The following is a 17,013-nucleotide window of genomic DNA, read 5'->3' as shown; positions in this document are numbered from 1 at the left end:
GCGGCCTACTCCTTGGCCTTCTTGGCGGCGCCGCGCTTCTTGCCGGCGGCGGCATAAGCCTGCCGCAGCGCCGTCAGCTCGGCAAGCTGCGTCGCCACCAGGTAGTTGATCGAACCCTCCGGCACCAGGCCCTGCGCGTCCGGCTCGCCGGCCGGCACGCCGGTCAGCAGCTCGACAGCCTGGTCGGCGTCCTCGACGGCGTAGACGCGGAACTTGCCCTCGGTGCAGGCGGCGACAACATCCTCGCGCAGCATGAGATGCTTGACGTTCGATTGCGGGATGATGACGCCCTGCTCGCCGGTCAGGCCGCGCGCCTTGCAGATGTCGAAGAAGCCCTCGATTTTTTCATTGACCCCGCCGATCGGCTGCACCCGGCCGTACTGGTTCACCGAGCCGGTGATGGCCAGCGACTGGCGGATCGGCACGGAGGAAAGGGCCGAGAGCAACGCGCAGAGTTCCGCCAGTGAGGCGCTGTCGCCCTCCACCGGGCCGTAGGACTGCTCGAATACCAGGCTCGCCGAGAGCGACAGCGGCAGGCTGCGCGCATAGCGCGCGGCGAGGAAGGCGGAGAGGATCATCACGCCCTTGGAGTGGATCGCCCCGCCCAGCTCGGACTCGCGCTCGATGTCGATGACATCGCCCTCGCCGATGCGCGCCGTGGCGGTGATGCGCACCGGATGGGCGAACATGAAGTCGCCGAGATCGATCACCGCCAGGCCATTTACCTGCCCGACATGGCCGCCGGAAACGGCTATCAGGAGGTTGTCGCGCAGGATCTGCTCCTGCATGGATTCGTGCAGGCGGCCGGCGCGGTGGCGCTGCGCCGCCAGGGCCGCCTCGACATCCTCGCGCCCGACGACCTGCCGTCCGACCGTGCCGGCGAGGTGGTTGGCTTCCTGCATCAGGTCGGAGAGGCGGCGCGTGCTGGCAGAAAGCTTCTCGGAGTCGCCGGCCAGCCGCGCGCTGTGCTCGATCATGCGCGCCACCGCCTGGCGGTCGAAGGGACGCAGGCCGTAGTGGCGTGCGAGCATGCCGAGGAAACGGCCGTAGCTGCGGGTATTCGGCTCGTTGCGCGCAACTTCGCTCTCGAAGTCCGCACCGACCTTGAACAGCTCCTCGAATTCCGGATCGTATTCCTTCAGCAGGTAATACAGGATGCGCTCGCCGACCAGCACCACCTTGACGTTGAGCGGCATGGCCTCCGGTTCCAGCGGCAGCGTGCTGGCAAAGCCGAAGACCTGGCCGAGCGATTCGATGCGCAGCTGGGCCGAGCGCAGCGCCCGCTTCAGGCCCTCCCAGGCGTAGGGCTGGGTCAGCACCTTGGCGGCATCCAGCACCAGGTAGCCTCCATTGGCGCGCTGCAGCGCCCCCGCCTTGATCATGGAGAAGTTGGTCACCAGCGTGCCCATGTGGGCGACGCTGTCGACGCGTCCGACCAGGTTCGGGTAGATCGGGTTGTCCTCGAAGACCACCGGTGCCGCCTTGAGGGCGCCATTATCGACCAGCAGATTCACCTGGTAGCGGGCCAGTGAAATGCTGCCGCTGACGATGACGCCGCTCATGTCGCCGTCGGCCTTGGGCTGCTCGCGCAGCTCCTCGCCGCTTTCGATGACGTCGCGCATCACCTCGTCGAGGAATTCGAGTACGTTGAGCAGGTCGGAATAGCGCTCCTTCAATTCCTCGATGAGATGGCCGACGGCCAGGCCCATGGTCTCGCGGCTGGCATCCTTGATGCGCGTTTGCATCTCGCGCCGCCACTGCGGGAACTGGTGCATCAGCTTGTGCAGCCGCTCGCCGTACTCCTCGATCAGCTTGCCGATGCGGGACTTCTCTTCGTCGGACAGCTTTTCGAATTCATCCGGCCCCATCGTCTCCTCGCCCTTGATGGGGGCAAAGACGAAGCCGTGCGGTGTGCGCAGCAGTGCGACACCCTTCTCGCCGGATTCCTGGCCCAGTTCGCGCAGGGCGTTTTCCTCGCGCTGCTTGAACTCCTCCTGGATGGCCTCGATGCGGACGCGGTATTCCTCGCTCTCGAAGGCGGCGCCGATGGCCTTGGCCAGCTCGGCGACGAACTGCTGCATGTCGTGCTTGAACTGATCGCCGCGACCGGGCGGCACGCGCAGCAGGCGCGGCCTGTTCGGGTCGGAAAAGTTGTTGACGTAGCACCAGTCGCTCGGCGCCGGCTCGCCCGCCGCCTTCGCTTCCAGCAGGCGCCGCACGGCGGCGTGGCGGCCGCTGCCCGGTTCGCCCAGGACGAAAAGATTGAAGCCGGGCTGCTTGATGTCGATGCCGAAGCTGACGGCATCGAGCGCGCGCGACTGGCCGACGATGTCGGCCGAATCGGTCAGTTCGGCGGTGGTGCCGAAGTCCAGCAGAGCGGGGTCGCAACGGCGCAGGAGCGACTGCGCATCGAGGGATGGGATCGGTGGCATGCAGGCTTTTCTATATTCGAATTTTCGAAACAACTATAGCGCCCGGTCAGGCAGCGCACAAGGATTCAAGTTCCCGTATTTGGGCCGTTATAGCATTCAAGGCGTGTCGTTTGACTCCGGTCAACGAACCGCCTGACGAATCGCCATAGCTTTTAGCAAAAAAAAGGTTCAAGATAACCACAGCGAGAAGGAGATCGCCATGCCGAAAAATATACCCGCCACACCTTCAGGCTATGACCGTGCCCGCATCATCGAAAGACCGGACGGTTTCTATTGGCAGGACAAGGACAGCGGCGAGGAATATGGTCCCTTCCCGACGCTGATCGAGGCGGCGGAGGATATGGAGTACAGCGACGAATCCGACTTCGAACCGGGTGAGACCCTGGCCGAAGCCGAAGACGAACTCGGCATCTCCGACTGGATCGATCCCGATACGGGTGCGCCGGCCGAGGAAGGCGGGCCGCATCTCGAGGACCACTGAGGTAACGCGCCCTGCAGAACATGCCCCTGACGCTGACTTCCTCCGCGTTTTCCCCCGGCCGCCACATCCCCGTTGAGTACACCTGCGAAGGCGACGACCGCTCGCCGCCGCTTGCCTGGATCGGTACGCCTGCCGGAACGAAAAGCCTCGTCCTGATCGTCGACGATCCAGATGCCCCCGACCCTGCCGCACCACGCATGACCTGGGTGCATTGGGTGCTCTACAATCTGCCGCCGGACTGCAGCGGTTTGCCTGAAGGCGCCGCTGCCTTGCCTGCGGGCACGCGCGAAGGCCTCAACGACTGGAAGCGTACCGGCTACGGCGGCCCCTGCCCGCCGATCGGTCGGCATCGCTATTTCCACAAACTGTATGCGCTCGACACGATGCTGCCCGACCTCGGCCGGCCCGAGAAGGCACGGATCGAGCAGGCCATGCAGGGCCACATCCTGGCGCAGACAGAACTGATCGGCACATACCAGAAGCGCCAGTAAGGTGATCCGTCCAGACTACGAGGGCGGCAGCATCGTCAACCTGATGCGTTCGCTCGGCGACGCCTGCGGCGCACAGCCTCCCCTGCCCCATGCGCCGCTGCGCGACGCAATAGTCAGTCGCGGCGATACGGCGCGACACATCGTGCTGCTCGTGGTCGACGGCCTCGGCTATCACTACCTGCAGCGCCACGGCACAGGCGGTCATCTGCACAATCACCTGCGGGCCAGGCTGACCTCGGTCTTTCCGTCCACTACCGCCAGCGCGGTCACCACCTACCTGACCGGCCTGGCGCCGCAGCAGCACGCCCTGACCGGCTGGCACATGTATTTTTCGGAACTGGACGCCATCGCCGCAGTGCTGCCGCTCAGGCCGCGCGGCCCGGGCGAATTCGATGCGCCGCCCGGCACCCTGCCGCAACGCCTTTTCGGCCATGCGCCGTTTGTCGATCGCATCGCGCGGCGCAGCATATTCGTCTCCCCGCAAGCCATCGCCGGCTCGGCCTTCAATCTTTACCACAGCGGCCGCGCCGAGGTGCGCGGCTACCAGACCTTGGCCGAGCTGTTCGGGCAGATGACCGCAGCCATCCGGGAGTCGGCCGAACCCACCTACCTCTACGCCTACTACCCGGAACTCGACTCGCTGTCGCACATTTATGGCGCCGACAGCCCGCAGGTCGCCGCCCAGTTCGCCGCGCTGGACGAGGCCTTCGGCACCTTCCTCGCCGCCATCGCCGGCAGCGACACCGTCGTGCTGGCATGTGCCGACCACGGCTTCATCGATTCCCCGCCCGAGCGCCAAATCGACCTGGCGCAGCACCCTGATCTCGCGGCGACGCTGGCCCGGCCGCTGTGCGGCGAACGCCGCGTCGCCTATTGCTACGTCAGGCCGGAGCAGGCGTCCCGCTTCGAGGGCTATGTGCGCGAGGTCTTCGCCGGGCGCATGGATCTTTTCACCGGCCACGAACTGATCGAGCAGGGGTGGTACGGCCCCGGAGCGGCGGATCCCCGGCTGGCCTCACGCATCGGCGACTACGTACTGGTGATGCGCGAGAACTGGACCCTGCTGGACTGGGTGGAAGGCGAAAAACGCTATCGCCAGCTCGGCGTGCACGCCGGCGTCAGTGCCGACGAGATGTACGTGCCGCTGATGGCCGCGCATTGTGCCCGATGAGGATCCGCCAACGCCACGCCTGGGACCTAGCGCCCAAGGAGGCGATGGCGCTGCAGGCGCGCCTCGCCACGGAAATCGTCCTGCGCGACGAGTTCGGCCCGGTCCGCCAAATCGCCGGCGTGGATGTCGGCTTCGAGGACAACGGCGCCACCACGCGCGCCGCCGTCGCGGTGCTCGCCTTCCCGTCGCTGCAGCTGGTAACCTCGGTTATCGCGCGCAAGCCGACTTGTTTCCCCTATGTGCCGGGGCTGCTCTCCTTCCGTGAAGTGCCGGCCGTCCTGGCTGCCATGGAACAACTCGATGCCCTGCCGGACCTCCTGCTCTGCGACGGACAAGGCATCGCGCATCCGCGTCGGCTGGGCATCGCCAGCCACCTTGGCCTGCTGCTTGACGTACCTTCCATAGGCGTAGCGAAGACACGCCTGGTCGGGAAGCACGATGAGGTGCCGGACATACGCGGCGCCTGGGTACCGCTCCGGGACGGAAACGAGACCATCGGCGCGGTGCTGCGCACCCGGCAAGGCATCAAGCCGCTGTACATCTCGCCCGGCCACCGCATCGGCCTCGAATCGGCGATCGCCTGGGTCATGGCCTGCCTGACCCGCTACCGTCTCCCCGAGACGACACGCTGGGCGCACCGGCTGGCGTCCGAGAAGCGGAAAAATCCTAGAGAGCCTTGACGACGCTGATGGTGTCGCCCTCGCCCAGCTCGCGATGGCATTCGAAGCCGAGCTGGTGGCAGAATTTCAGCATCTTGTGGTTGCTGGCAAGCACGAATCCGACCATCGTCTTCAAGCCCCTGCCTCTCGCCACGGCCATCAGCTCAAGCATCAGGATGCCGGCCACGCCGGTACCCTGCCACGCATCGTCGACTGCAATGGCGAATTCGCAGCTTTCGCTGCCGGGCGTGACGACATAGCGGGCCACGCCGATCTCCACCTCGCGGCCCTCACGTTGAACCGTGGCGATCAACGCCATGTGCTGGTCATAGTCGATCGTCGTCATGTATTGCAGCTTGCGCGGCGCCAATTCGCGCAACTGGCCCATGAAACGGTTGTAACGGGAATCGTCGGACAATCCGCGCACGAACGCCTGCTCGATCGCGGCATCTTCCGGACGAATGGGCCGGATGACGACTTCGCTGCCGTCGAACAGGCGGTGCGGGTGAACCAGATGCTGAGGATAGTCGGCCATCTTCGTTGGTTTTCTTCTTGGTGGCGCCAATGATAGCGCGTCGGGGAGAACGTACAATGTCGGCATGGACTCCGGCCAGCATCCCTATTCCGCCCTCACCCCCGATGTCGTCCTGAACGCTCTCGAGAGCGTCGGCCTGCAGTGCGATGGCTCCCTGCTGGCCCTCAACAGCTACGAAAACCGCGTCTATCAGATCGGCATTGCCGACGCGAAGCCGGTAGTGGCGAAATTCTATCGGCCGGCCCGCTGGAGCGATGCGGCCATACTCGAGGAACACGCCTTCGCGACCGAACTGCAGGAGCGGGAGATCCCCGTCGTGGCGCCCCTGGTCCTGGCCGACGGGAAAACCCTGCATGCTGCCGGAGGATTCCGCTTCGCGGTGTTTCCTCGCCGTGGCGGCCGCGCCCCGGACCTGGACAGGCCGGATACCCTGCAGTGGATGGGGCGCTTCCTGGGGCGCATCCATGCCATCGGCGCGGTAACGCCATTCCGCGAACGTCCCACGCTGGACATCGCGAGCTTCGGCGAGGATTCCCTCGCATACCTGCTTGCAAACCGATTCCTGCCGGAGGACCTGCTGGCAGCCTGGCAAAGCGTGGCCGAGCAGGCGCTGGACGGCGTGCGCCGCTGCTACGAGCGCGCCGGCCCGGTCGCCTCCCTGCGCCTGCACGGAGACTGCCACGCCGGCAACGTGCTATGGACGGACGATGGCCCGCACTTCGTCGATTTCGACGACTGCCGCATGGGGCCGGCCGTGCAGGACCTGTGGATGCTGCTATCGGGGGAACGCGCGGAGATGACGCGGCAGTTGGGCGATGTGCTAGCCGGCTACGAGGATTTCTGCGCGTTCGACACGCGTGAGTTGCATCTGGTAGAGGCCCTGCGCACGCTGCGCCTGCTCCACTACTCGGCGTGGCTGGCCCGCCGTCGGGACGACCCGGCCTTTCCGGCGGCCTTCCCCTGGTTCAATACCCAGCGCTACTGGCAGGACCGAATTCTGGAGCTGCGCGAGCAGGTTGCGTTGATGGACGAGCCGCCGCTGTCGGCATGATCGTCTAGCGGTCGATCTTGGTGATCTTCGACCCCTCGAAGGTCAGGTTGTACATCAGCCCCTTGTTCGAGAAGATAAAGCCGATGATCGGCTTCTTCGCCGTCTCCGTGTCGATCGCTCCGCCCGCACCCAGCGTGGCGAGCGCCACGCTGCCGTCGACGCCCGCCTTCCAGCCTTCGCTGTTGCGGAATTTCGACAAGGCATTCTCCGTCATGAACAGGATGATCTGGCTGCGCGCCTGGGCGCCCAGCTGGAAACCGATAGAGGCCGCCGCGATGTTGTAATAGGCCACCGGCTTGCCGCCGATGAGCAGCGATCCCTCACCGTACTCGCCGCCGACACCGATGCCGGCCTTCACCACGCTGGGAAACACCAGCATGCCTGCCGCCTTCTGCGACAGCTCCTTGCCGGCACTGGTGTGCTTGTAGAACTCCTTCACCGCCTGCCTCACCTCGGCATCGATTTCCTCTCGGGACGCCGCCCAGGCGTTCGTCGCAAACAGGAGCGCAAGCGCCCAGCCCAAAACCAGTCGAATCCGATTCGATGCCATGATCCCCTCCTCAAATGGCTGCCCAAGGCACATCGTATCGCAACTTGGGCGCCTAAGCAGGCAAGAAAAAAGGGCCTGCAGAAGCAGGCCCTTGGGAATTGGCGCGCCCGAAGAGATTCGAACTCCTGACCCCTTGGTTCGTAGCCAAGTACTCTATCCAGCTGAGCTACGGGCGCGTAAAGCGAATTATATCAAACTGTGGCGGAGAGAGAGGGATTCGAACCCTCGATGCAGGTTTAAGCCCGCATACTCCCTTAGCAGGGGAGCGCCTTCGACCACTCGGCCATCTCTCCAGGAACCCGCGCAACGACTGCACCGGCACCAAAAAGGCTGGCGATATTACCGCTTTCGCCCTGCCCGGTCAAACCGTTAGGCCGGCACCTGATCGAGGTCGAACGCCTTGTGCAGCACGCGCACGGCCAGTTCCAGGTACTTCTCGTCGATCACCACCGAGATCTTGATCTCCGACGTGGAAATCATCTGGATGTTGATGCCCTCCTCGGCCAGAGTGCGGAACATCTTGCTGGCGATGCCGACATGGGAGCGCATGCCGACGCCGACGACGGACACCTTGGCGATCTTGTTGTCGCCGGTGATCTGCCGCGCACCGATATGGCCCTTGACCTGTTCGAGAATGGCCGTCGCCTTGGCAAACTCGCCGCGCGGCACCGTGAACGAGAAGTCGGTCGAGCCGTCGTGGCCGACGTTCTGGATGATCATGTCGACGTCGATGTTGGATTCGGCCACCGGGCCGAGAATCTGGTAGGCGATGCCGGGGCGGTCCGGGACGCCGAGAACGGTAAGCTTGGCTTCGTCCCGGTTGAAGGCAATGCCGGAAATGGTCGGTTGTTCCATCATGTTGTCTTCCTCGAAAGTGATGAGCGTGCCCGGGCCTTCCTGACCCAGTTCTTCCAGGCTGGAGAGCACGCGCAGCTTGACCTTGTACTTGCCGGCGAATTCGACCGAGCGAATCTGCAGCACCTTGGAGCCCAGGCTGGCCATCTCCAGCATCTCCTCGAAGGTGACGGTCTCCAGACGGCGCGCCTCGGGCACGATGCGCGGATCAGTCGTGTAAACGCCATCCACATCGGTGTAGATCTGGCACTCGTCCGCCTTCAGCGCAGCGGCGATGGCCACTGCCGAGGTGTCCGATCCACCGCGTCCCAGCGTGGTGATGCTGCCGTTTTCATCCACGCCCTGAAAACCCGCCACGACCACCACGAAACCATTGTCCAGGTCGCGCTTGATGTTGCCTTCGTCGATGCTGACGATGCGCGCCTTGGTGAAGGCGCTGTCGGTGAGGATCCGCACCTGGCCGCCGGTATAACTCCGCGCCTTGACGCCGATATTCATCAGCGCCATCGACAGCAGGCCGATCGTCACCTGCTCGCCGGTAGAGGCAATGACGTCCAGTTCGCGGGAATCCGGATTCGACTGGACCTCCTTCGCCAGGGTGATCAAACGATTGGTCTCGCCGCTCATGGCTGAAACCACCACCACAACCTGATGCCCCCTCGCCTGCCAGCTGGCGACGCGTCGGGCGACATTCTTGATCCGTTCGGGTGAGCCGACCGAGGTGCCACCGTACTTCTGAACTATGAGTGCCATGAGCTGCTGTTTCTTCTAGTGCGTTGAAAAACGGCGGATTTTACCCGATTTTGGCGCCCAGGCGTAGCACCGTCCGATTATCAGGACGAGATTGAAAAACCCATTCTGAAATGGCGGATATGCCAAGCTTGTATGTAGATAGAATATTGCCTATACTTGGATCGCTATAACTAAGGTAATAGCATGCTTGGCTCGGCAAATATTTAATATTTCTTGAAATTAAGTTCTTAAGGACGGCATTAATATGAAAACCGAAACTATCGACGCACGCGAAATCCGGCGCAAGCTGGGGCTCAACCAGCAACAGTTCTGGTCCAAGGTCGGCGTCACCCAAAGCGGCGGTTCCCGTTACGAAAGCGGTCGTAACATGCCCCGCCCGGTGCAGCAACTGCTCAGGCTGGTGCATGTCGAACAGATCGACATCAGCAAGATCAAGCGCGACGATTGGGAAGTGGTGGAATACCTGAAAACCAGTGATCCGGAACTGTTCAGATCCCTCAAAAAGGCCGCCAAGGCCAAGCCCAGAAAGGGCAGTTGAGTAATCCCTCAGGGGCTGGTGCGAACGCTCAGCCCCATCGCACGCAAGCGGCCGGCAATCGCCTCCAGTTTTTCTTCCGGCAGACGCGATAGCCGGCTCGCTTCCGGTTGTGTCGATGGACGCGCCAGCCCGTAGAGGTGCACCCCAGCCAGCTTCTCGATGCCGGCCAGCTTGAGCACATCGAGATATGCCGACACTTCTTCCTCCGTCGGCCCCTCGCCGTCGATGGCGAATGCGCAGGTTTGCACCCAGGTCGCACACAGCATCGCGCAAAGGTGAAGGTTGCGCGCTACCGATGCCGGCGATAATTCCACATTATTGATGCGGCTATAGCCTTCAGCGGTTCCCGCATCGACCTTGAACCAAGCCTCCCCGCCCAATTCCCCCAGTCGGCGCAAGCCGTCCTGTACCCGGCTGCGGCCCACCAGGCTGCCGTTAGTGATGAGACGAAGTGCCACGGTACCCTCGAGCCCCGCCTCCCGTCGCACCCTGCCGGCCAATTCGATCGCGAGGGGAAACTCCTTCGCCGAGGTCGGTTCACCATTGCCTGAGAAGGCGATATCGACGATTTGCCGCATCCCCTCGGGAACACGCAAGCCCATGAAATCACCATGCAGCAAGACGTCGATGAAGCCGCGCAGTTCACGCTCCAGTTGCGCCAGTTCGATCGGCGGCGCCGAGCCGCGCCTGAGATCGGGCACCTGGCAGTAGATGCAACGCCAATTGCAGGCGTTGTTGGGGTTCAGGTTGATGCCGACCGACACGCCGCCCGCACGGCGCGAAACAACAGGATAGACATAGGTCAGCCCGGCGCTATCCCTGCTGTGATCTGCCACTTCGAGTTGCCTTGACTCTCCGCTCATCTCCGGTTGTCCCATGGACGGGTGTTATAATTCGCACCTGCTCCCGACTATTTCCCTGAGGCATCATGCGCATCACCCGCCGCCTCGAATTCGATTCCGGCCACCGCATACCCGACCATCAGAGCCAGTGCCGCCACCTGCACGGCCATCGCTACGCCATCGAAATTACGCTGCTGGGCGACATTATCCGCCAGGCGGGATCGCCCTTGAATGGCATGGTGATGGATTTTTCCGACATCAAGACCCTGGCCAGACAAAACCTGGTCGATGCCTGGGACCACGCTTTTCTCGTCTGGCGTGGTGACTCTGCCCTGATGAGTTTCCTCGAAAGCCTGCCGGGGCACAAGACCGTGGTGCTGGAGGTGGTGCCCACGGCCGAGAATCTGGCCGCCGAGGCATTCCGCCTTCTCGACCGGGTATACCTCGACACTTACGGCAATCACTTGCGCCTGGAACAAGTGCGGCTCTACGAGACTCCCAACTGCTGGGCGGATGCCCTGCGGGGGGAAGCCGGGCAGGACTGATGGCGGAAGGTGTGAGATTCGAACTCACGGTGCCCTTGCGAGCACGCCGGTTTTCAAGACCGGTGCATTAAACCGCTCTGCCAACCTTCCCATGAGGGTTGAAATTTTATCACGGCACCCCCAACGTCCTTGCCGGAGACGATTGAAACTTTAACCCGTCTTCGCTAGTCTTATGTTCACAAGTTCCGCTCATTGGAGGGATTCGATGCAACCCAACATACAGACTGTTGGACAAGCGACCCAAGGGATCGCGCTCCAGCAGAATCGCGTCCTGCGCAATACCTACCTGCTGCTTGCACTTTCCCTGGTGCCGACAGCCATCGGTGCGTTGTTCGGCGTTCAGCTCAACTTCGCCTTCATGGCCGGCAGCCCGGTCATCTCCTTCCTGTTGTTCCTGGCGGTTGCCTGGGGCTTCATGTGGGGCATCGAAAAGACCAAGAACAGCGGCCTGGGTATCCTGCTGTTGCTGGGTTTCACCTTTCTGATGGGCGTCATGCTCGGCCCGATCCTGCAGGTCAGCCTGGGCTTCCGCAATGGCGGTGCCCTGATCGCCACCGCGGCGGCCGGCACCAGCATCATTTTCCTCACCCTGGCAGGCATCGCCACCGTGACGAAGAAGGATTTCAGCTTCATGGGCAAGTTCCTTTTCATCGGCGTGATCCTGCTGCTGGTGGCGATGCTGGCGAACATTTTCCTGCAGATGCCGGCGCTGTCGCTGACCGTCTCGGCCGTGGCCGTGCTGATCTTCTCGGCCTACATCCTCTATGACGTCAGCCGCATCGTCACGGGAGGCGAGGACAACTACATCGTCGCCACCCTGTCGATCTACCTGGACATTTACAACCTGTTCGTGCACCTGCTCAACCTGCTGCTGGCCTTCGCCGGCGAACGCGACTGAGGCATTGCCTCAAGGCGGAAAAGGCGGCCACGGCCGCCTTTTTCATTGCCTCTCGAACAAGGCGATGGACTCGACGTGGGACGTATGTGGAAACATGTTGGCGATGCCGGCACCGCATAGCCGGTAGCCCTTCTCATGCACCAGCACGGCCGCATCCCGCGCCAGGGTGGCGGGATTGCAGGATACGTAAACGATGCGGCAGGGGCCTCCCCCCCCGATTGCCTTGACCAGCTCAATGGCGCCCTCGCGCGGCGGGTCGACCAGCCATTTGTCCAGCGTCCCCCATTCGGAGAGCATTGCCGGCGTCGCCTCGAAGAGGTTTCCGACGGCAAATTCAGTGGAACCGGACAAATCGTTCAGCGCGGCGTTCTCTCTCGCCCGGCTCACCAGAGCCTGACTGCCTTCCACGCCGAAGGCGAAGGCTCCACTACGCGCAATCGGCAGGGTGAAATTGCCCAAGCCGCAGAACAGGTCGCCTATCCGCTCGCCCGGACGCGGCTGCAGGAGATGCATGGCGCGCCTCAGCAGCATGCGGTTGATGCCGTAATTGACCTGTGTGAACTCATTCGGCCTGAATTGCAGTTCCAAACCAAAATCCGGCAGGGCATAGCTGAGGAGCGGCGCAGCGAACGGATGAAAGGGAAAGGCCGAATCCGGCCCGCCCGGCTGCAGCCAGAACTGAATGCCGTGCTCGTCGGCAAAGGTGCGCAACAAGGCCTCATCCGCCGGCGCCAACGCCTGCAGGATACGCATGACCAGCACCGTAACCGCATCGCCCACCGCCACTTCGATCTGCGGCAAGCGGTCGGCTATGGACAGTGCGCCGACCAGCTGTCTCAGCGGGACCAGCAATGCGGAAATCCGGGGCGGCAGCACCTCGCAGCTGTCCATGTCGGCGATATAGCTGCTGCGCTTCTCATGGAAGCCCACCAGCACCCCCCCCTTCTTCGGCACCAGGCGAACCGACAGGCGCGCACGGGAGCGATAGCCCCAGACCGGGCCATAAATGGCCGGATAGACAACTTCCGGGCGTGTGCGCGCGATATGCCAGAAGGCATCTTCCAGAACGCGTTGTTTGGCCGCAGCCTGCCCCGATGCCTCAAGATGCTGCATGCTGCAGCCACCGCAAATGCCGAAGTGCCTGCAGCGCGGTTCGGTCCGCAGGGCACTTGACCTGAGTATCTGTCCGGCCGTGGCGAGCTCGTAGTTCGGCTTTCTGCGATAGCTTGAAAAGACTACCCGCTCCTGGGGCAAGGCGCCTTCGACAAAGATGGTCTTGCCCTCATGGCGGGCCACCCCTCTGCCTTCATGGTCGAGCGATTCGATGTTGGTTACAGGCATTTCCGGCAGGACAAGGAACGGGAGGCGCAATTGTATGCATGGCTGGGGGATTTGCAACGATCCCGTCCTTGCCATAGGATGGCGTCGAACAATTCAGCCCAAGCACCCCATGCCGGACAGCCAACAGGTCACTTTCGATACCCGCGTCGCATATCAGCAGGCAATTGACACGGTTTTGTCATCTGCAAAAAGGGAACTCTGCATATTCGATCCCGATTCCAAGGCCCTTGAGCTCGACACCCGTACCAGGGCGGACACGATTGCCGCCTTTCTGTCAGGTGGGCGCGACCGAAGCCTGCGCATCGTCCTGCATGACCTCGATCACCTGGTCCGGTACTCGCCGCGCATGCTGGGCCTGCTCAAGCGCTATGGCCATTGCTTCTCGATCCGCCAGACACCCGAGCCGCTGCGCAACATAGCCGATTCCTTCGTGCTGGCCGACGAGGCCAGCGGGGTGATCCGTTTTCACGCCGACCATTTCCGCGGCAAGGTGCTTCTGGAACAGCCGGCTGAAATCCATGACTGGCATCAGCGCTTCGAGGAACTCTGGGTTGAATCGATGCCGGGCGCTTCGGCAACCCCCCTGGGTTTGTAGCATTCTGGGCAGGCCATTCTCCTATGGGCAGAGATAGTATTTTTATGTGAATTTGCTAAAATTTCGTTCGGCTTGAACTCGTTCAGGCCAAATCCTAAATTTCGGCTGTGATATAAGCAAAACATTCACTCTATCGTTAAGGAAATCAAATGAAACACTCTCTCCTCGTTGCTGCACTCGTCGCCGTGGCCCTGTCTGCCTGCGGCAAGAAAGAAGAAGCCAAGCCGGCTGCCGCCCCCGCTGCTGCTCCTGCTCCGGCTGCTGCTCCTGCTGCCGCTCCGGCCCAGCCCGCTGGCATGGAAGGCATGTCTGGCATGGGCGGCATGGCCGGCGCTCCGGCTGCTGCCCCGGCGCAGCCCGCTGGCATGGAAGCCAAGAAAGAAGAAGAGCCGAAGAAGTAACCAGGCTTTGATTCAAAAAAAGCCGGCCTGCGGGCCGGCTTTTTTCATTCGTCCTACAGATCGCGCCAGCCGAATCCGGCGTCCTGATCGGCGATGCCCACCCACGATTCTGAGCAGCCCAGCGCCTCTGCCAGCGCTTTCCTCGCCAAAGCCGGCGTATTGTTCTGCTGGCTCAAATGGGCCGCAATGATATGTCGTAACTTTCGGGTATCCAACGCTGCAAGCAGCGCTGCCGACGCGGCATTGTCGAGATGGCCGAAGCGTCCCGCAATGCGGCGAATCAAATGAGGCGGATAGCCCCCGTGCCGCAACATATTTTCATCATGGTTGCACTCCAGTACCAACGCGTCGCAGTCCGTCAGCATCCGCTCCACGTGAGGAGTTGAACTGCCCAGGTCGGTCACCACTCCAAGACGGTGCTTGCCATCCGAAAAAACGTATTGGACGGGCTCGCGCGCATCATGTGGCACGGGAAAGGGGTGTATTTCCAGATCGCAGACCTGAAAGGCCTGATGACTGTCGATCAGTTCCACTTTCGGCAGTTCGCCCCGACCTTTCGGCGCGGCAGCAAAGGTGCCGTGCGTCATCCACATCGTCAGCCGATGACGGGCTGCCAGCTTGAAGGCACCGGCGATGTGGTCGCTGTGTTCGTGGGTGACGAGAATGCCCGACAGGCCTTCCGAATCAAGGCCAAGCCGGGCCAGCTTGGAAAGCATTTCGCGCGGACCAAACCCGCAATCAAGCAGAAGGCGGGTGGTGCCTGCTTCGACGAGCAGGGCATTGCCGCGACTGCCACTGCCCAGCGAAGCGAAACGCATTACTTCAACTGGTCGTAGAGCAGGCCTAGAATCTTTTTCGCGGTTTCGGAGTTATCCACGCCGCCTTCGCGCGTCAATATCTGCACCGTGCTCGCGCCGCCGTCCCCCTGGACCAGGATGCGGAACTGCTGGTTGGCCGCCGGCTTGCCGCTATCCCAGAACTTGAGCTTGCTGAGGAATCCGCCATCCGTTTTCTTGGCATCGCCGGCTTCCGTGTCGACGTAACGGACGTAGTAAAGGCCTTTGGCGCGATCCCGGTCCTCGACGGTGAAACCGACGCGATCCAGCGCCAATCCAACGCGACGCCAGGATCTATCGAATGCCTCCAATAGCTGAAGCGAACCGGCACCGCCCGTGGCCCGCAACAATTTGGCGCGCTCCTCCTTCTTCGATTCGCCGGCCATCATGGTCTTGGAACGGCTTTCCTCCGTGCCGAGGCGGACCATCAGCCGTCTCAGCATCTCGGCCTCAAGTTCAGGGTCGGCCGGACGGGGCTGCCACACGGTACGGTCCTGGCCCTCGTTCGCATAGACCTCATACATGCCGCGGTGGCTGATATAGATTTCGGTGGTGCCCTCCTCCGCCCCCTTTTCCAGGCGGGTGCGGAATTTGTCGCGCTCCGGCGTCGAATAGATCTGGTCAAGGAATCTGCCGAGGGTAGCGCGGATCATGTCCTGCGGCAGCTTGGCCCGATTCTCGGCCCAGTCGGTTTCCATGATTCCGGCATCCGGCAGTTCTAGGTTGACGATAAAGCCCAACTCCTGCCAAAACTCCTTGAGCGTCGGCCAGATCTTGTCAGGCGTGCCCGCCACTACCAGCCAGCGCTGGCTGCCGGAGCGCTCGACGCGCATTTTCTCAATCTGCGGCAGCACCTCCTGCGCAGCGGCATCTCTCGTGCCGGTTCGCTCCGAACTGTAGGCGGAGAAGGTGGCGGATCCGCGCGGCGAAATGTCCGGAACGGTATAACGCTCGTCGCGGTTGGGCGAAGTGAGGTCGGGGGGGATTTCCAGCGGCGGCAACTTGCCGGCCGACTTGTAATCGATTTTCTTCGATTCGATCATCGTGCTGGAGCATCCGGCCAGCACTACGGAAACAGTAAACAGGAAGAACTGCCTGAACCACTTGCGGATCATGCCCCGCCCTCTTCAAGTTCGAATTTATACGTCAAACGGCTACGCCGGCTTCGCGCATGGACTGGAGCACGCGCTCGTGGTACTCCGCCGACAATCGCGTCAGCGGCAGGCGGATACCCGCCTCCATCAGGCCCATCCTGCTGACGGCCCATTTCACTGGAATCGGGTTAGCCTCGACAAACAACTGACGATGCAGACCGAGCAGACGGCTATTGATCTCACGCGCCCTGGCGACATCACCGGCCAAGGCGGCCGCACACATTTCATGCATCAAGCGTGGTGCAACGTTGGCGGTCACCGAGATCGTGCCATGACCGCCCAAAAGAATGAAGGCCAGCGCACTGGCATCGTCGCCACTGTAGAGGGCAAATCCCTTTGGCGCCCGCTTGATGAGATCCGTACCGCGCTCAAGATTGCCGGTAGCATCCTTGATGCCGACGATGCCGGGCACCTGCGCCAGACGCAGCGTCGTTTCATTGCTCATGTCGGCAACCGTGCGACCTGGCACGTTGTAGAGAATCATCGGCAGATCGACTGCTTCGGCAATCGCCTTGAAATGGAGGTAGAGCCCCTCCTGCGTCGGCTTGTTGTAATAGGGCACGACATTCAAGGAAGCGGTTGCACCGACCTTCTTGGCATAGGCCGTTAGCTCGATCGCCTCGGAGGTCGAATTGCCGCCTGTCCCGGCAATGACAGGAAGATGGCCGGCCGCGTATTCGACCGCCGCGCGGATCAGTTCGCAATGTTCATCGACGTCAACGGTGGGCGATTCGCCTGTGGTGCCGACGATGACAATGCCGTCGGTACCTTCGGCTGCATGAAAATCCACAAGGGATTTCAGCCGGGGGTAATCCAGACTGCCGTCCTCCCGCATGGGGGTGACGATAGCGACTATCGAGCCTTGGATCATGGGATCACGCCTGC

The 17,013-nt window shown here is 62.4% G+C and carries 19 protein-coding genes and 3 tRNA genes; 10 read left to right on the top strand and 12 right to left on the bottom strand.

The window, feature by feature from the left end; all coding sequences use genetic code 11:
• Positions 1–5: 5 nt before the first annotated feature.
• Positions 6–2,432: an ATP-binding protein gene (locus tag ROZ00_04670; protein ID MDT3735497.1), complete on the bottom strand. Its 2,427-nt coding sequence runs from the start codon at positions 2,430–2,432 to the stop codon at positions 6–8.
• Positions 2,433–2,631: 199 nt separating this feature from the next.
• On the opposite strand from ROZ00_04670, the gene ROZ00_04665 reads away from it, so the two are divergent.
• Genes ROZ00_04665 through nfi form a run of 4 tightly spaced genes read left to right on the top strand, consistent with a single transcriptional unit; the run spans position 2,632 to position 5,255 of the window.
• A complete protein-coding gene (locus ROZ00_04665) occupies positions 2,632–2,913 on the top strand; it encodes a hypothetical protein (GenBank protein MDT3735496.1) in 282 nt (93 codons plus the stop codon).
• Between the two features lie 20 nt (positions 2,914–2,933).
• Entirely contained in the window at positions 2,934–3,404 is a 471-nt protein-coding gene (locus tag ROZ00_04660; protein ID MDT3735495.1) for a YbhB/YbcL family Raf kinase inhibitor-like protein, read from the top strand.
• A 1-nt stretch (position 3,405) separates the two neighbouring features.
• Positions 3,406–4,575, top strand: a complete 1,170-nt coding sequence (locus ROZ00_04655) for an alkaline phosphatase family protein (GenBank protein ID MDT3735494.1) — start codon at positions 3,406–3,408, stop codon at positions 4,573–4,575.
• Positions 4,572–5,255: a deoxyribonuclease V gene (nfi, locus tag ROZ00_04650; GenBank protein MDT3735493.1), complete on the top strand. Its 684-nt coding sequence runs from the start codon at positions 4,572–4,574 to the stop codon at positions 5,253–5,255. The genes ROZ00_04655 and nfi overlap by 4 nt, the downstream gene beginning before the upstream one ends.
• Here nfi and ROZ00_04645 read toward each other — a convergent pair.
• Positions 5,242–5,769, bottom strand: coding sequence for a GNAT family N-acetyltransferase (locus tag ROZ00_04645; protein ID MDT3735492.1), 528 nt, complete (start codon positions 5,767–5,769; stop codon positions 5,242–5,244). The two genes, nfi and ROZ00_04645, sit on opposite strands and share 14 nt — an antisense overlap.
• A gap of 64 nt (positions 5,770–5,833) precedes the next feature.
• On the opposite strand from ROZ00_04645, the gene ROZ00_04640 reads away from it, so the two are divergent.
• Positions 5,834–6,820: a serine/threonine protein kinase gene (locus tag ROZ00_04640; protein ID MDT3735491.1), complete on the top strand. Its 987-nt coding sequence runs from the start codon at positions 5,834–5,836 to the stop codon at positions 6,818–6,820.
• A gap of 4 nt (positions 6,821–6,824) precedes the next feature.
• Here the strand turns inward: ROZ00_04640 and ROZ00_04635 are convergent, their stop codons facing one another.
• The 4 genes from ROZ00_04635 to ROZ00_04620 all read right to left on the bottom strand — a co-directional run bounded on the left by ROZ00_04635 (position 6,825) and on the right by ROZ00_04620 (position 8,978).
• The gene (locus ROZ00_04635; GenBank protein MDT3735490.1) at positions 6,825–7,370 is read right to left on the bottom strand and encodes a YSC84-related protein; all 546 of its coding nucleotides are present in this window, start codon (positions 7,368–7,370) and stop codon (positions 6,825–6,827) included.
• 99 nt (positions 7,371–7,469) lie between these two features.
• Positions 7,470–7,546 (bottom strand) — tRNA-Arg (locus ROZ00_04630).
• A gap of 23 nt (positions 7,547–7,569) precedes the next feature.
• Positions 7,570–7,663 (bottom strand) — tRNA-Ser (locus tag ROZ00_04625).
• Between the two features lie 76 nt (positions 7,664–7,739).
• Entirely contained in the window at positions 7,740–8,978 is a 1,239-nt protein-coding gene (locus tag ROZ00_04620) for an aspartate kinase (protein MDT3735489.1), read from the bottom strand.
• Between the two features lie 244 nt (positions 8,979–9,222).
• Between ROZ00_04620 and ROZ00_04615 the strand changes: the two genes are divergently transcribed.
• Positions 9,223–9,516 carry a transcriptional regulator gene (locus ROZ00_04615; protein ID MDT3735488.1) on the top strand — a complete coding sequence of 98 codons (294 nt, stop codon included), beginning with the start codon at positions 9,223–9,225 and terminating at the stop codon, positions 9,514–9,516.
• A gap of 8 nt (positions 9,517–9,524) precedes the next feature.
• On the opposite strand, the gene ROZ00_04610 is transcribed toward ROZ00_04615, so the two are convergent.
• Positions 9,525–10,352: a radical SAM protein gene (locus ROZ00_04610; protein ID MDT3735487.1), complete on the bottom strand. Its 828-nt coding sequence runs from the start codon at positions 10,350–10,352 to the stop codon at positions 9,525–9,527.
• Positions 10,353–10,444: 92 nt separating this feature from the next.
• Between ROZ00_04610 and queD the strand changes: the two genes are divergently transcribed.
• The gene (gene queD / locus ROZ00_04605) at positions 10,445–10,903 is read left to right on the top strand and encodes a 6-carboxytetrahydropterin synthase QueD (GenBank protein ID MDT3735486.1); all 459 of its coding nucleotides are present in this window, start codon (positions 10,445–10,447) and stop codon (positions 10,901–10,903) included.
• On the opposite strand, the gene ROZ00_04600 is transcribed toward queD, so the two are convergent.
• Positions 10,904–10,993 (bottom strand) — tRNA-Ser (locus ROZ00_04600). It lies immediately after the preceding gene.
• A 115-nt stretch (positions 10,994–11,108) separates the two neighbouring features.
• Here ROZ00_04600 and ROZ00_04595 point away from each other — a divergent pair.
• Positions 11,109–11,801: a Bax inhibitor-1/YccA family protein gene (locus ROZ00_04595; GenBank protein ID MDT3735485.1), complete on the top strand. Its 693-nt coding sequence runs from the start codon at positions 11,109–11,111 to the stop codon at positions 11,799–11,801.
• A 42-nt stretch (positions 11,802–11,843) separates the two neighbouring features.
• On the opposite strand, the gene rlmD is transcribed toward ROZ00_04595, so the two are convergent.
• Positions 11,844–13,142, bottom strand: a complete 1,299-nt coding sequence (gene rlmD, locus ROZ00_04590; protein MDT3735484.1) for a 23S rRNA (uracil(1939)-C(5))-methyltransferase RlmD — start codon at positions 13,140–13,142, stop codon at positions 11,844–11,846.
• Between the two features lie 109 nt (positions 13,143–13,251).
• Here rlmD and ROZ00_04585 point away from each other — a divergent pair, with 109 nt between their 5' ends.
• Both ROZ00_04585 and ROZ00_04580 read left to right on the top strand, forming a co-directional pair.
• Positions 13,252–13,737 carry a hypothetical protein gene (locus ROZ00_04585; GenBank protein MDT3735483.1) on the top strand — a complete coding sequence of 162 codons (486 nt, stop codon included), beginning with the start codon at positions 13,252–13,254 and terminating at the stop codon, positions 13,735–13,737.
• 149 nt (positions 13,738–13,886) lie between these two features.
• On the top strand, positions 13,887–14,138 hold the full coding sequence (locus tag ROZ00_04580; GenBank protein MDT3735482.1) for a hypothetical protein: 252 nt from the start codon (positions 13,887–13,889) through the stop codon (positions 14,136–14,138).
• A gap of 53 nt (positions 14,139–14,191) precedes the next feature.
• On the opposite strand, the gene ROZ00_04575 is transcribed toward ROZ00_04580, so the two are convergent.
• The 3 genes from ROZ00_04575 to dapA are packed head-to-tail and all read right to left on the bottom strand — an operon-like array spanning position 14,192 to position 16,999.
• The gene (locus tag ROZ00_04575; protein ID MDT3735481.1) at positions 14,192–14,956 is read right to left on the bottom strand and encodes an MBL fold metallo-hydrolase; all 765 of its coding nucleotides are present in this window, start codon (positions 14,954–14,956) and stop codon (positions 14,192–14,194) included.
• Entirely contained in the window at positions 14,956–16,089 is a 1,134-nt protein-coding gene (gene bamC / locus ROZ00_04570) for an outer membrane protein assembly factor BamC (protein ID MDT3735480.1), read from the bottom strand. Before bamC ends, ROZ00_04575 begins: the two co-directional genes overlap by 1 nt.
• A gap of 31 nt (positions 16,090–16,120) precedes the next feature.
• Complete coding sequence (gene dapA / locus ROZ00_04565) at positions 16,121–16,999, bottom strand: 4-hydroxy-tetrahydrodipicolinate synthase (protein ID MDT3735479.1); 879 nt, start codon at positions 16,997–16,999, stop codon at positions 16,121–16,123.
• Between the last annotated feature and the right edge of the window lie 14 nt (positions 17,000–17,013).

The sequence above is a fragment of the Denitratisoma sp. genome (assembly GCA_032027165.1).
Taxonomy (GTDB): domain Bacteria; phylum Pseudomonadota; class Gammaproteobacteria; order Burkholderiales; family Rhodocyclaceae; genus Desulfobacillus.
This window is presented reverse-complemented; position numbering and strand designations above follow the sequence as displayed.

Coding starts and splice junctions, on each gene's coding strand:
- nfi (MDT3735493.1), top strand. CDS start 4,572: ATGAGGATCCGCCAACGCCACGCCTGGGACCTAGCGCCCAAGGAGGCG.
- ROZ00_04640 (MDT3735491.1), top strand. CDS start 5,834: ATGGACTCCGGCCAGCATCCCTATTCCGCCCTCACCCCCGATGTCGTC.
- ROZ00_04615 (MDT3735488.1), top strand. CDS start 9,223: ATGAAAACCGAAACTATCGACGCACGCGAAATCCGGCGCAAGCTGGGG.
- ROZ00_04660 (MDT3735495.1), top strand. CDS start 2,934: ATGCCCCTGACGCTGACTTCCTCCGCGTTTTCCCCCGGCCGCCACATC.
- ROZ00_04645 (MDT3735492.1), bottom strand. CDS start 5,769: ATGGCCGACTATCCTCAGCATCTGGTTCACCCGCACCGCCTGTTCGAC.
- ROZ00_04670 (MDT3735497.1), bottom strand. CDS start 2,432: ATGCCACCGATCCCATCCCTCGATGCGCAGTCGCTCCTGCGCCGTTGC.
- queD (MDT3735486.1), top strand. CDS start 10,445: ATGCGCATCACCCGCCGCCTCGAATTCGATTCCGGCCACCGCATACCC.
- ROZ00_04585 (MDT3735483.1), top strand. CDS start 13,252: ATGCCGGACAGCCAACAGGTCACTTTCGATACCCGCGTCGCATATCAG.
- ROZ00_04620 (MDT3735489.1), bottom strand. CDS start 8,978: ATGGCACTCATAGTTCAGAAGTACGGTGGCACCTCGGTCGGCTCACCC.
- rlmD (MDT3735484.1), bottom strand. CDS start 13,142: ATGCCTGTAACCAACATCGAATCGCTCGACCATGAAGGCAGAGGGGTG.
- ROZ00_04595 (MDT3735485.1), top strand. CDS start 11,109: ATGCAACCCAACATACAGACTGTTGGACAAGCGACCCAAGGGATCGCG.
- dapA (MDT3735479.1), bottom strand. CDS start 16,999: ATGATCCAAGGCTCGATAGTCGCTATCGTCACCCCCATGCGGGAGGAC.
- bamC (MDT3735480.1), bottom strand. CDS start 16,089: ATGATCCGCAAGTGGTTCAGGCAGTTCTTCCTGTTTACTGTTTCCGTA.
- ROZ00_04580 (MDT3735482.1), top strand. CDS start 13,887: ATGAAACACTCTCTCCTCGTTGCTGCACTCGTCGCCGTGGCCCTGTCT.
- ROZ00_04575 (MDT3735481.1), bottom strand. CDS start 14,956: ATGCGTTTCGCTTCGCTGGGCAGTGGCAGTCGCGGCAATGCCCTGCTC.
- ROZ00_04665 (MDT3735496.1), top strand. CDS start 2,632: ATGCCGAAAAATATACCCGCCACACCTTCAGGCTATGACCGTGCCCGC.
- ROZ00_04635 (MDT3735490.1), bottom strand. CDS start 7,370: ATGGCATCGAATCGGATTCGACTGGTTTTGGGCTGGGCGCTTGCGCTC.